Raw genomic sequence first — 14,032 nt, 5'->3', positions numbered from 1 at the left:
AATAAAATGATAAAAACAATTTACAAATCATTTTTGTTTCTATTGCCTTTAGTTTCATTTTCTCAAAATGCAAAAATTGAGAATCTAAAAAAAGAGTATAATCTGCAAGTCAAAAAAAGTGGTTTCATTCTTTTGGAAGATAAGAATAATTCCGAAAATATTAAAATTGCAAATGCTAACGGAGATATTGTTTATTCTTACAAGAAGAATAATAAAACTGGATTTGTAAGCGGATTAAACTGCGGGAAATTTTTCACATCAACAGTGAAAGGAAGCGGTAATGATGGTGGTGGTTATATGATTTTTGAAGGTATGAATGTTGAAATACATGATGCTAAAAATCCAGATGTTGGAACCAAAACCAATTTTAATTTCACAAATGGAGTATGGAATCAGCCTTTTGAGTTTTATAGCTTTTTTGACAGTATGGATAAGGTTGGTATAATTAATTCATGTGGAGAAATAATAGTACCGGCTACATATAAACGTATTGGAAATTTCAACAAGGCTGGACAAGCATTAGCATATACTGATACAGATTTTACAGTTTTGGATACATTAGGTAAATCTTTGCTGAAACAGCCATTTAAGCATGGATTGGAAAGAGTCTTTAAACATGATTATAACGTTTATGTAAAAGACAATCGTGTGAGATCAAGTTTAGATGGTAAACAGTTTGGAATATTTGATTTTAAAGAAAACAAACAGTTAATACCAAACAGCTATGATGAGATTTCACCTATAGATAAAATGTATTATAGAGTTAAAGAAGAGAAGGATGCCTTTGCTTATTTAGCAAAAAAGAATGATATAATTGAGGTTATTGATTATTCAAATTTCAAAAATATTCTTCCTATTTCGGTAGGAGCCAATGGTATTTCTTCTATAACTGAATTAGGCAATAAATATGTGACTATTTTCTATAAAACAAAAAAAATAATTAGACAAGTAAGTCAAACCGTAAGTAACGACGAATCAAAGTATTGCAAGAATGTCTATTATGATGGAAAAGTACTTTTTGATGCTAAACTAGAAATAGAAGACATTAAGATTTATAAGGATCGTTTGTTTGTGCTTCAGTTATATAATGGAGGGTCAATGATTTATGATTTACAAAAATCAAGTTTTATTGCAACATTTCCCGAGAATTTAATAACTGTATACGATTATGAAATGCCAAGATCAATGGTTTTTAAAAAAGAGTATATGTATGATGCAAGAGATACTTTTTTTAATGTAAGTATTCCATGCAAAGGTCCAGGTTGTCAGACAAGTAATTCAAGTAAAGGAGCTCTTTGCGATTTTAATGGAAAGTTAAGAACAGATTTTTTACAAGATGTTAGTTATATAGTTGTGAAGCTAGATAAAACACAAGATAAATTTCTTTTTTTAACGCATAAAAGACCTGCAGATTTTACTTTGAATTTTAACCTTTACGACAATGACGGAAAGTTAAAACTAGAAAATTTTAGAATAGAGGATAATCAAAAAGAATATGCTCTGCTTACAAAAGAGAATACGTTGGTTCTTAATGAAGTTATAGAAAAAACTTCTGTCTATGGCAAAACTGCTTTTGATGTAAGTGGAAATATTATCGGAGAGCGTTACATGTATTTAAGTGATCCAGCTAAAAAAGAAGTAATAAAAACCGAATACACAAAAGAACAAGTCGAGTCTCAGAAAAACAATAGATTCTTAAAAAAATAATTTTTATGAAAATAAAAAATACCATAAAGTATTTGCCATTAATTTTTATTTCAATCAATGCTTTTTCGCAATTAAAACCTGAAAAAGTCGATTTAGATAAATTCTCATTCACAGTAAATTATCAAATTCTGCCTGCAAAGTTTGTTGCATTAGAAAAAAGAACTTTTAGTACAGAAACCGTCATTGGCCCAGATTTTACGCCTTTTTATTCAAATAAAGAAACGCTGAATAACAAATTAAATCTATACGGATGGAAAAGAAGCGTCAGATATTCAAACGTTGATATCGAGGTAAAGCTGAAAAGCTTTAAAATGGGAGAGCCTAAACTGGAGTCCAAAGTTGATGAATCGAAAGATAAAAATGGAGTAGTCGTCAAGACCACAAACTATTTTGTAACTGCAGTAATTGAAGCAAAAGGAGTTGCAGTCGTCAAGATCAAAGGAGCATTAACTGAATCTGGAAGCGATGAAGAGATTGTTTATGATTTTAACAAAGATTTTGTCTATAAATCGCTTAATGACAACGCTAATTCTGAAGTTGTAAAAGAGGCTTTTAAGAAAGAAAAAACAGATTTTTATAATGAAAGCATTAAAAATTATGTTGATGGAGTTTTTAGCGATACAAATTATAAACTCAATAAAGTCTACGGATTGGAGCCTACAACTTATAGAGAGAATTTATGGATTATAGATTCTAAAGATGAAGAAGGAGGAATTCAGAAAGAAGCTTTAGAGGCAGTAAAAGTAATTTTTGCAAAAATGTCTGCAACTGCTCCAATTGATGAAATTGTATCAGATATGAATCCATTAATTGAATATTTTGACTCTTTAAAAACAAAGTATACAGGAAGTGACAAATCAAGTAAAAAAATCAGATACTCAGCTTATTATAATCTAGGACGAATTTATATTCATTTAGATCAGCCTGAAAAAGCAATTAAAGAAGGAGAAGGATTAATTGCTAATGATTATGATAAAAAAGATGGAAAAAAAATTATAGAGGATGCAAACTATGACTTGGAAAATTTTAAAAAATCAACCTACAAGTCAAAACATAATCCCGTATTATATTAATAAGTATTTAAAATAGTATCTCATACTATATTAAGTGCCAAAAAATAAAAAAAAATGAGAATATCAGGGGCAGAAGCCGTTATAAGATGTTTATTAGCAGAAGGAGTAGATTTAATTTATGGTTACCCAGGCGGTGCTATAATGCCAGTTTACGACGAATTATATAAATTTCAAGATCAATTGCACCATGTTTTAGTACGTCACGAACAAGGTGCGACACATGCAGCGCAAGGTTATGCGAGAGCAACAGGAAAAGTAGGAGTGGCAATTGCTACTTCTGGTCCAGGAGCTACAAATTTAGTTACAGGTATTGCAGATGCTCAAATCGACTCAACTCCGTTAGTATGTATTACAGGGCAAGTTGGAAGACATTTATTAGGATCTGATGCGTTTCAGGAAACAGATATTATCGGAATTTCAACTCCGGTTACAAAATGGAATTTTCAGGTAACTGAAGCTTCTCAGATTCCTGAAATTATGGCAAAAGCTTTTTATATTGCGCGTTCTGGACGTCCAGGACCTGTATTGGTTGATATTACTAAAAATGCTCAGTTTGATGAGTTTGATTTTAGCTATGAGAAATGTACTGGAATTAGAAGTTATATTCCAGTACCAAAATTAAACTTAGATAAAGTTGCCGAAGCAGCAGCTTTGATCAATAGCGCTAAAAAACCGTTTATTGTTTTTGGACAAGGAATTATTCTTGGCGAGGCAGAAGCAGAATTTAAAGCAGTAGTTGAAAAATCTGGAATTCCTGCGGCTTGGACAATTTTAGGATTATCAGCTTTACCAACAGATCATCCTTTAAATGTTGGTATGCTTGGAATGCACGGAAATTATGCGCCAAATTTACTAACAAACGAATGTGATGTTTTAATTGCTTTCGGAATGCGTTTTGACGACCGTGTTACAGGTAAATTAAGCACTTATGCAAAACAGGCAAAAGTAGTTCACTTTGAAATTGATCCAGCAGAGGTTGATAAAAACGTAAAAACAGAAATTGCTGTTTTAGGAGATGTAAAAGAATCTTTAGCTGCTTTATTACCATTGTTAGATGCAAAATCTCATGATGCTTGGCATAATGAATTCAAAGAATTAAGCAAAGTTGAATACGACTCTGTAATAAAAGAAGAATTAAATCCAACAAATGGTAAAGGAATTTCGATGGGAGAAACTATCGAAATGATCAACAAACACTCAAAAGGAGACGCAATCATTGTTTCAGATGTTGGTCAGCACCAAATGTTTGCTTGCCGTTATGCTAAATTCAATTCGACTAAAAGTAACATTACTTCAGGAGGTTTAGGAACTATGGGATTTGCATTGCCTGCTGCGATTGGAGCAAAAATGGGAAAACCAGAGCGTGAAGTAGTGGCGATTATTGGTGATGGAGGCTTCCAGATGACAATTCAGGAACTTGGAACAATTTTCCAGACTCAGGTTCCAGTGAAGATTGTTATTCTAAACAATGAATTCTTAGGAATGGTTCGCCAATGGCAGGAATTATTCTTTGATAATAGATATGCTTCAACAAAAATGATTAATCCAAACTTCATTGCAATTGCTGAAGGTTATCATATCAAATCTAAAAAAGTTACACAGCGTGAAGATTTAGATGCAGCGGTCGCTGAGATGCTGGCTTCAAAAGATTCGTATTTCTTAGAAGTTGTAGTCGAAAAAGAAAACAATGTTTTCCCAATGATTCCAACAGGAGCTTGTGTATCAGAAATTAGATTAAGTTAAGAAAAAGTTTCAGGTTTCAAGTTTCAAGTTTTACTCCCGATGGCTATCGGGGTTGAGACATGAAACTTGAAACAAATAAAACTAAAAAACAAATGGAAGATAAAACATTTACCATATCGGTATACTCAGAAAACAATGTGGGTTTATTAAATAGAATATCTGGAATATTCTTAAAGCGCCACATTAATATATTAAGTCTAAATGTTTCAGAATCAGAAATAGAGAATGTTTCAAGATTTATCATCGTAGTGAATACGACAGAGAAATGGGTTCAGAATATTGTGGGACAGATTGAAAAACAGATTGAAGTTATAAAAGCATTTTATCACACAGATGAAGAAACGATTTTCTTAGAAAATGCTTTATTCAAAATCGCTTCAAGTTTGTTGTTTGACGAGAAACAAATTCAGAATATCATCAAAGAAAGCCAGTCTACAATTGTGACAGTTTCTCGTGATTTCTTCGTGATTTCAAAATCAGGAAGACGTTCTGAAATTGAAGAATTATACCAAAAGTTCAAACCATACGGAATTATGCAGTTTGTACGTTCGGGAAGAATATCAGTTTCTAAACAAAAAATGGAGATTTCTTCTTTATTAGAAACCTTTAAATAATAAAATCTTAGTTATATATAATCAATATTAAATTTCATTTCATTAAATATTAAAACAAAAATGGCAAATTATTTCAATACATTACCACTTAGATTACAATTAGAACAATTAGGAGTTTGCGAATTTATGGAGCAATCAGAATTTGCAGACGGAATTGCAGCATTAGCTGGAAAAAAAGTTGTAATTGTTGGTTGTGGAGCACAAGGTTTGAATCAAGGTTTAAACATGAGAGATTCTGGTTTAGACATTTCTTATGCATTGCGTGCCGATGCAATTGCAGAAAAAAGAGCTTCTTATAAAAATGCAACTGAAAATGGTTTCACTGTAGGAACTTATGAAGAATTGATTCCAACTGCAGATTTAGTTTGTAACCTTACACCAGACAAACAACATACAGCTGTGGTAACTGCTATTATGCCATTAATGAAACAGGGTTCTACTTTATCTTACTCTCACGGATTCAACATCGTAGAAGAAGGAATGCAGATTCGTAAAGACATCACTGTTATTATGTGCGCTCCTAAATGTCCTGGTTCTGAGGTTCGTGAAGAATACAAAAGAGGATTTGGTGTTCCAACTCTTATCGCAGTTCACCCAGAAAATGATCCAAATGGATTTGGTTTAGATCAAGCAAAAGCTTACGCTGTAGCAACTGGAGGACACAGAGCAGGAGTTTTAAGATCATCTTTCGTAGCTGAAGTAAAATCAGATTTAATGGGTGAGCAAACTATTCTTTGTGGTTTACTTCAAACAGGATCTATTTTATGTTTCGATAAAATGGTTGAAAAAGGAATCGATGCTGCTTACGCTTCTAAATTAATCCAATACGGATGGGAAACTATCACTGAGGCTTTGAAACACGGTGGTATTACAAATATGATGGATCGTTTAAACAATCCTTCAAAAATTGAAGCTTACGAATTAGCTGAAGAATTGAAAGATATCATGCGTCCGTTGTTCCAAAAACACCAAGACGATATCATTTCTGGAGAATTTTCTAGAACTATGATGATTGACTGGGCTAATGACGATGTTAATTTATTAAAATGGAGAGCTGCAACAGGAGAAACTAACTTCGAAAAAACAGCTCCGCAAGACGCTCCAATCTCAGAACAAGAATATTTTGACAATGGAGTATTGATGATTGCAATGGTAAAAGCTGGTGTTGAATTAGCTTTCGAAACAATGACTGAAGCTGGAATCATTGAAGAATCTGCTTACTATGAGTCATTACACGAATTGCCATTAATTGCAAATACAATTGCAAGAAAGAAATTATTCGAAATGAACCGTGTAATTTCTGATACTGCAGAGTACGGATGCTACTTATTTGATCATGCATGTAAGCCATTATTGACTGAATTCATGAAAAAAGTGGAAACTAATATTATTGGTAAACCATTTTCAACTTCAAATGGAGTAGATAATGCAGTATTGATCGCTGTTAACAAAGAAATTCGTCAACATCCTATTGAAGAAGTAGGAGCTTGGTTGAGAGAGTCTATGACAGCTATGAAAAAAATTGGATAATAAAAATTTGGGAACTTCCGCAGGATCCGATTCTGCGGAATTTGCACTGTATCAATGATTTGTAATATTTTGAATTAGTAAGCACTTATTAAGAAAAAAGATATAGATGCATATTGCATTCACTTAACTTCAGAGAGTGAGTAAGTTAAGTGAAGCGGATCCCTAAAATGGGGTATATTTTACAAAAATATACTTGTTTGAATTTCTGTTTTAATTAATAAAGATGCTTCTATTTTCAAAGTAGAGAAAAATCACGCAGTGCGCATTACAAAATTAATTGTTATTGAAATTTGTTAAATTAAAAAAGGCATAATATCTATTTATTATGCCTTTTTTGCCTTCTATTTTTGATTTAAAAAGTAAAATTTTAAATCAAACACAAATAATTATCATATTTTATTAAATAAATGTTTTTATTTGATAAAATTTATGAATTAAATTATTTCACGGATACGTTCAGATTTAATACATTTATAAAAAAATTCAACAAACGATGAGCTATTACAAAATTGAAAATTTAGAACAATATTTTAAACATTACAATAAGTCAATAAGAGAGCCAAGAAAATTTTGGGGAAAAATAGCTGAGGAAAATTTCACATGGTACCAGCAATGGGAAAAGGTTGTTGATTTTAATATGGCGGAAGCAGAAGTAAAATGGTTTACAGATGCTAAAGTTAACATTACCAAAAATTGTATTGATAGACATTTAAGCAAAAGAGGAGAGAAGACAGCAATTATTTTTGAACCGAACGATCCTTCTGAAGAAGCTTTACATATAACGTATAATGAATTATACGAAAGAGTTTCAAAAATGGCAAACGTCCTTCGCGAGCAAGGTGTTCGTAAAGGAGATAGAGTTTGTATTTACTTGCCAATGATTCCAGAATTGGCTGTTTCTGTTTTAGCTTGTGCTAGAATTGGAGCTATTCACTCTGTTATTTTCGCTGGATTTTCTGCTTCGGCGGTTTCTGCAAGAATCAACGATTGCGAATGTAAAATGGTAATCACATCTGATGGAGGTTACAGAGGAAACAAAACAATAGATTTAAAAGGAATTGTAGACGAAGCTCTAGAAACTTGCCCTTCTGTTACAAAAGTTTTAGTTGCTAAAAGAACTAATACTAATGTTAAGATGAAAGATGGTCGTGATGTTTGGTTACAGCCATTATTAGATGCAGCTTTAGATAATAGTGTTGCTGAAATTATGGATGCCGAAGATCCTTTGTTTATTTTATATACTTCAGGATCAACAGGAAAACCAAAAGGAATGGTTCATACTACTGCTGGTTATATGGTATACACAGCGTATACTTTCAAAAATGTATTCAACTACGAGGATAATGATATTTTCTGGTGTACAGCAGATATCGGATGGATCACAGGTCACTCTTATATATTATACGGACCATTACTGAATGGTGCTACAACTGTAATTTTTGAAGGAGTTCCTTCTTATCCAGATTTTAGCCGTTTTTGGGATATTATCGAAAAACATAAAATTACACAATTCTATACTGCACCAACTGCAATCCGTTCATTGGCAAAAGAAAGTTTAGATTACATTCAAAAATACCCTCTTAAATCACTTAAAGTTATCGGATCTGTTGGAGAACCAATTAACGAAGAGGCTTGGCACTGGTTTAATGACCACGTAGGAGATAAGAGGTGTCCGGTTGTAGATACTTGGTGGCAGACAGAAACAGGAGGGATCATGATTTCGCCAATTGCTTTTGTAACACCAACAAAACCTACTTACGCAACTTTGCCATTACCTGGAATTCAGCCTGTTTTAATGGATGAAAAACGTAATGAAATTGAAGGAAACCAAGTGGTTGGAAGTTTATGTATTAAATTCCCATGGCCAGGAATTGCTAGAACTATTTGGGGTAATCACGATCGTTACAAAGAAACATATTTCTCTGCTTTCCCTGGAAAGTATTTTACAGGAGACGGTGCTTTAAGAGACGAAGTTGGATATTATAGAATTACCGGTAGGGTAGATGATGTGGTTATTGTTTCTGGACATAATTTAGGAACTGCACCAATTGAAGATGCGATCAACGAACACCCAGCTGTTGCTGAATCTGCAATCGTTGGATTCCCTCATGATATTAAAGGAAATGCTTTGTATGGTTTTGTTATTCTAAAAGAAACTGGAGAAGTGAGAGATAGAAATAATTTAACAAAAGAGATTAACCAATATATTTCTGATCACATTGGACCAATTGCGAAATTAGATAAAATTCAATTCGTTTCTGGTTTGCCAAAAACTCGTTCTGGAAAAATTATGCGTAGAATTTTACGTAAAATAGCCGAGGGAGATTCTTCTAATTTTGGGGATACGTCGACTTTACTAAATCCAGAAATAATAGAAGAAATTATGAAAGAAAGAATTTCTTAATTAAAATATATAAATCTAAAGAAGTCTCTTAAAATTAAGAGGCTTTTTTTGTTTATTATTAATTGGAATTTAGTGCTTTAAATTTGATATTTTTATTTCGCCTATGGTGCAATTTTTAAATTTAAATCGTTTACAAAAACGAGAGGCTGCATGTTGCTCAAGTTAGTAAGCGATAGAACACCTTTTTTATTTTCGTTTGCTGCATTTATTCTAAAACAAAACTCATTGCCATCTTTATCTCTTAAAGTTATAAATTCGGTAGTATCATCAGAAAAGTTCTGACAACTGTTCGAGATCGTGTATTTGTACATCACACTCATTCTGTCGTTGTTGTAATTATACACTTTTCCGTCAGGGGTAAAAATCCATTTTATATTCCGGTTGGTATTAGAGTACCAATTTCCTAGAATACGTTTAGACGAAGGATCTTGATTTTGTGCAAGAATTGCTGAAGCAAAAAACAGCAATGGCACTATAAATAGTAGTTTTTTCATAGATTTTCAATGATAAAAAAAGTTTTATATTTTAGAGATATAATGTACTATAAAAATACAATTTTACTTAATTTGAAAAATAAGTGAGTTTGTAAATTTCTGTTAATAAAAAACGCCTCTTAAAATTAAGAGGCGTTTTTGTATAGTATTGATTAAATTTTAAGGATTTATTTAATTCCTAGTCTAGATTTTAATTTCAAGAACAAGAGTCCAATTCTGTATGCATCTTCGGCAGAAGAATTTCTGTCGCTTTTTGGAATTTTATAAATGCCACATAAATCATCTAGCGAAAATTGTTTGTCGTTTATATCGGTCAATTTTCTGTACATGACATCAACATCTAGAGCTTCATTTTTAAGACGTCCACAATTTAAACGTTCTAATGCAGCATTCAGCATCTCAATATCAAAATTGATATGATGCCCTACCAAAATTGAGTTTCCTATAAAATTAACCAAAGCTTCGAGAGCATCAGGTTCAGGCATTTTCATCATTTTGCTTTCAATGATAAATTCATTCGAAAGTCCGTTGTCCTGAAGATATTTATACTGTAATAAAACTGTTTCGAAATTTTCTTTAATAACAATGCTGTCGTCAATAACTGAAAAGGCTCCAAGAGATAATATAACATCCTTATCCGGATTTAAGCCAGAAGTTTCAGTTGATATCACAACAAACTTATTAGGTTTAGTTTCGAATTTAGTTAAATAGTCTTTCCAGAAATCTGGATAGTCTTTATTGATATTTTTCAGCCAGTCTAGCATATTTTATGAGAATTGTGTCAATTGAAATTTACTCTTAATCAGTTCCTCCAGATCTTTCATTGGGGCTAATGCATTTTTTAATTTCTCTTTGTCAGATTTTGACATTTCTCTTAAATTAATATATTGGCCAGAGTCGTCATTTTTTAATCCTTCAACAGTTCTAAATTTAGAAAGCGTTAAGAAAGCTTCTGCGCAGCTTAAATAAATCTCAGCATTTTTAGAATCTGTAATGGCTAATTGTTTGAATCTAAGATAAGTATTTTGAATTCCTTTTATATTAGCATTTAGTATCAATAGACGAGCTCCGTCAATTAATGGCATCAAAGCTCTTGTTTTGATATCAAATTTATCTTTATTTGGACCATCTTCTTCCGTAATAAATTTCTTGAAGAAACTCAATGGAGAATTTCTCTTTAAAGCATCATTTCCTAAGAAGTCGAAGAATAAAGTGTTGTTAACGGCATTTTTGAAAATTACGTTTTCAATTGCTTCTTCAATTTTTGGTTCGCCAAAAACAATTTCATAATCAAAGAAAATACTGCTCAAATCATTACTGTTTTCACCTGGAGTATTCATCCAGCTATTGTATTGTTTTGTCCAGTCACTCAATGATTTACACCAAAGCATGTTGCTTGCCATATGTCCGTTTGGACAATAATCATATCCTACTTTTTCTAATATAGAAGTAGCTCGTTTGGCTAACCTTAAGAAGTAATCTTTTACTTCTCTGTATTTCTCAGGAGTTACATCTTCAAAAATTAAGATGCTGTCCTGATCTGTAAGTAATAATTGCTCCTTACGCCCTTGACTTCCAATGCTTAACCAAGCAAAACGTGCAGGAGGGGAGCCCAAATCTAAAATTGCTAGTTCGACAGCTCGCTTTATAATCGCTAAATTAATCTCACTTGCAATATTACTCACATGCGAAATTGGAATATTTTTTTGAATTGAATTCTGAATCAAATCAGATAGACGATCACGTATTTGTTTTAAATCTTTTGGAAGCTGTGAACGTTTAATTTCTTTAATTAATACACCAGGGTTACTAGCTTGTGCTACAATAAGATCGTGTTCCGAAATAATTCCCTTTACTACAGATTTGCTTGTTCCATCTTTGGTTACACATAAATGTGTCACATTGTGTTTCAGCATCAATAATTGCGCTTCTGCTAAAGACACATTTTCTAAAACGGTAACAACTGGCGAAGACATAATTTTATCGATAGTTGCAGTAATAGGGTAACGTCCAGTTGCAATTTTAGATGATAAATCGGCATTGGTTACAATACCAATTGGATGATTTTTCTCGCCACAAATAATAATATTATCTAACATTGAATCTGTCATCAAATTTGCGACATCTTTAATTATAGAATCTGCTTTTGTTGTTAACGGCGAATTATTATAGTTAAGAGACTGAATATATTGCATTTCTGTCTGCTGGTCAATGTAGTCACTATCAGAAACTAATTTACCATTAGAGCTCATACTGTCCTTTGTGTGACGTGAATTTACAGCAAAACTTTCCAGGAGAAAGTTTAAAACGTCTGAATTATTGGCAACAAAAGGTCTAAAAACAGCGATCGGAATAGCATAAATAATACTTTCTTCACGTGCTTTAGCTGTCATCATGTAGTTGTTTTTTGCAAAAAAAGGGCGTAAACCAAAAATATCTCCTTCGTGACATTTGTTTATAATGGTTTCTTCAGCGTCTGCAATTGTCGTAAGATTAATGACACCAGAAGCTACAACATAAAAGCTATCATGAAGAGGATCGTTATTTTGAAATAATACGGCATGCTTTTCTAAATTGATGACACGAATATTCGTAGCAATATCTGATAATTCCTGAAAGGTTAAATTATCAAATGGTTTGTATTCTTTTAAAAAATCTGCAATATGTTCAGCAACTGTATTCATATATGTGATAATTTATTTTTTAAAGTATCGAATGTAAAAATAGTAAAATAAAGTCTTACAATGAAAGGTTCTTTAGCAGAAACTAATTATTTTAAAGAAATGTTAAAAGATAATGGTAATAAGACTTGAAAAAGTTTTAATGTTTTAAAATTTTAAATATTTCTAATTCAAAAAAAGATATTTTATTTAATGAAATATGAACTGCCTAAAGTACGTTTGATGATTTTTAAATATTTGAAAATATTTTAGTTTTAAAATCATATACTGTAATTGTAGACGATTTCAATATACGAAAAATGTTTTACTTAAAATCAACTATAGATAAATCCAGTAAATGAAATTTCTAATATTTGAGAATTTTTTAAAATAAAAATCATACAGCGTATTTATGGCGATTTGAATTTAAGGAAAAAGTTTGAATTGAAAAATCGACTTAATAATACAGCATGCTCAATTTTTAATATTTGAGAATTTTTTAAAATAAAAATCATATAGCGCATTTATAGCGTTTTGAATTTAGAATAGCAAACTGTATAATCTAGCAGATCAAATTTTCAATATTCGAGATTTTTTAAGAATGAAAATCAAATAGGGCAATTTTGAGAGATTTCAGGTTTGAAGAAAATGCAAAACTTTTCCTCTAAAAAGAACTAGAAGCAAGGATGATAAATTTGCCATAAAACGAAAACATTGCAAACTAAAAGTTATAGAGCGCGTTGTAGGTAGCTTTCTAAAATATTTTATTTTACATAATATAAATTATAGGTCAAAATGAAATAGCTCTAAGAGGGAGCTTATTCGTATAATTTATTCAAAATCATCTCTTTTGGCACAACATCGCCTCCGCCATTTTTTGTAAACTGAATGACATCATCTTTTACAAATAAAACTGCGCTGGACGAAATTCCGTCTTTATCTTTTAATTTTATTTGAGCCTTATCGCCATGCGGATAAACATGTCCGGTAACTTCCAAAATTCCTGAATTTAAATCTTTATGTTCGCTCGTAACTTCGGCGGTTCCAAAAATCTTATAATTTGATTGTGCAATCGTAATTCTAAAAATGTATTCTTTCTTGCAGTTTTTACATTTCTCGTTTCCCCAAGTTCCTGAGAATTTGTTTTGCTGTGAGAATGCTTGCAAGGAAATTAAAAATGCCAGGAAAAGAAATTTTTTCATTGTAGTTTGTTGTATTAAAATCTGAGCCAAATATAAATCAAAAAAGCATCACAAATTTGTGATGCTTTTTCCAAATTGCTTAAAAATCTATAATTTTTTCAAATAAACCGATTTACCATTTAACGATACATCAACTTGATTCGTTTTTTCGTTAAATGATGTTCGCAAGGCATTTCCGTTAAAAATGGTAACGTCGCCGTACACATGGCCAGTTTCAGTTGAAGTATAATCAAATTTTACTTTTTTGTTTCCTGGCTCAATGCCTAATTTGTAACTTGAAAATTTTGTTCCTCTTAAATCAAAATCTTGCTGCGAATCGATAATTTTTCCGTCAGCATAAAAATTGGTAACCGATTTGCTTAATGTAATGTCTGGATAATACTGATTAACTTTTTTTAGAAGCTCATATTGCTCAACACTAGCATCTTCTAGTTTTGAGGTAATAGTTTGAGCAAATGAAATTGATGTAAATAAAACTGCTAATAACAAAAGGTACTTTTTCATACTGTCTTAATTTAAAGATTAATAGATAGTTACGCTAAATAATTTTCGCGATTACTTTAATTTATTGTTATAAACTTCTTCAAGTTCTATAACAAGGTATG

The 14,032-nt window shown here is 31.6% G+C and carries 11 protein-coding genes; 6 read left to right on the top strand and 5 right to left on the bottom strand.

The genetic code is table 11. The features are described from left to right. The first annotated feature begins 6 nt into the window (after nucleotides 1-6). The 6 genes from AC5ZCW_RS00775 to acs all read left to right on the top strand — a co-directional run bounded on the left by AC5ZCW_RS00775 (nucleotide 7) and on the right by acs (nucleotide 9,071). A complete protein-coding gene (locus tag AC5ZCW_RS00775) occupies nucleotides 7-1,707 on the top strand; it encodes a hypothetical protein (protein WP_496117257.1) in 1,701 nt (566 codons plus the stop codon). A gap of 5 nt (nucleotides 1,708-1,712) precedes the next feature. Further along, nucleotides 1,713-2,780 (top strand): hypothetical protein, encoded by a 1,068-nt coding sequence (locus AC5ZCW_RS00770; protein ID WP_343544124.1) that lies wholly within the window; start codon nucleotides 1,713-1,715, stop codon nucleotides 2,778-2,780. 54 nt (nucleotides 2,781-2,834) lie between these two features. Continuing rightward, nucleotides 2,835-4,523 carry a biosynthetic-type acetolactate synthase large subunit gene (gene ilvB, locus AC5ZCW_RS00765; RefSeq protein WP_343544123.1) on the top strand — a complete coding sequence of 563 codons (1,689 nt, stop codon included), beginning with the start codon at nucleotides 2,835-2,837 and terminating at the stop codon, nucleotides 4,521-4,523. A 92-nt stretch (nucleotides 4,524-4,615) separates the two neighbouring features. Then, nucleotides 4,616-5,137: an acetolactate synthase small subunit gene (gene ilvN, locus AC5ZCW_RS00760; RefSeq protein ID WP_008464099.1), complete on the top strand. Its 522-nt coding sequence runs from the start codon at nucleotides 4,616-4,618 to the stop codon at nucleotides 5,135-5,137. Nucleotides 5,138-5,197: 60 nt separating this feature from the next. Then, nucleotides 5,198-6,667 carry a ketol-acid reductoisomerase gene (ilvC, locus tag AC5ZCW_RS00755; protein ID WP_343544122.1) on the top strand — a complete coding sequence of 490 codons (1,470 nt, stop codon included), beginning with the start codon at nucleotides 5,198-5,200 and terminating at the stop codon, nucleotides 6,665-6,667. A gap of 493 nt (nucleotides 6,668-7,160) precedes the next feature. Further along, nucleotides 7,161-9,071, top strand: a complete 1,911-nt coding sequence (acs, locus tag AC5ZCW_RS00750; protein WP_343544121.1) for an acetate--CoA ligase — start codon at nucleotides 7,161-7,163, stop codon at nucleotides 9,069-9,071. Nucleotides 9,072-9,172: 101 nt separating this feature from the next. On the opposite strand, the gene AC5ZCW_RS00745 is transcribed toward acs, so the two are convergent. The 5 genes from AC5ZCW_RS00745 to AC5ZCW_RS00725 form a co-directional block, all read right to left on the bottom strand. Further along, nucleotides 9,173-9,565 carry a hypothetical protein gene (locus tag AC5ZCW_RS00745; RefSeq protein ID WP_496117253.1) on the bottom strand — a complete coding sequence of 131 codons (393 nt, stop codon included), beginning with the start codon at nucleotides 9,563-9,565 and terminating at the stop codon, nucleotides 9,173-9,175. A gap of 167 nt (nucleotides 9,566-9,732) precedes the next feature. Continuing rightward, nucleotides 9,733-10,329 (bottom strand): 3'-5' exonuclease, encoded by a 597-nt coding sequence (locus tag AC5ZCW_RS00740; RefSeq protein ID WP_281632593.1) that lies wholly within the window; start codon nucleotides 10,327-10,329, stop codon nucleotides 9,733-9,735. Between the two features lie 3 nt (nucleotides 10,330-10,332). Beyond that, entirely contained in the window at nucleotides 10,333-12,249 is a 1,917-nt protein-coding gene (locus tag AC5ZCW_RS00735; protein ID WP_281632594.1) for a DUF294 nucleotidyltransferase-like domain-containing protein, read from the bottom strand. 794 nt (nucleotides 12,250-13,043) lie between these two features. Beyond that, a complete protein-coding gene (locus tag AC5ZCW_RS00730) occupies nucleotides 13,044-13,427 on the bottom strand; it encodes a hypothetical protein (RefSeq protein WP_496117250.1) in 384 nt (127 codons plus the stop codon). Between the two features lie 87 nt (nucleotides 13,428-13,514). Next, the gene (locus AC5ZCW_RS00725) at nucleotides 13,515-13,931 is read right to left on the bottom strand and encodes a hypothetical protein (protein WP_281632598.1); all 417 of its coding nucleotides are present in this window, start codon (nucleotides 13,929-13,931) and stop codon (nucleotides 13,515-13,517) included. Between the last annotated feature and the right edge of the window lie 101 nt (nucleotides 13,932-14,032).

Source organism: Flavobacterium sp. PLA-DH12 (assembly GCF_059511845.1).
The sequence above is the reverse complement of the archived record's forward strand: the minus strand, read 5'-3'. Positions and strand labels throughout refer to the sequence as shown.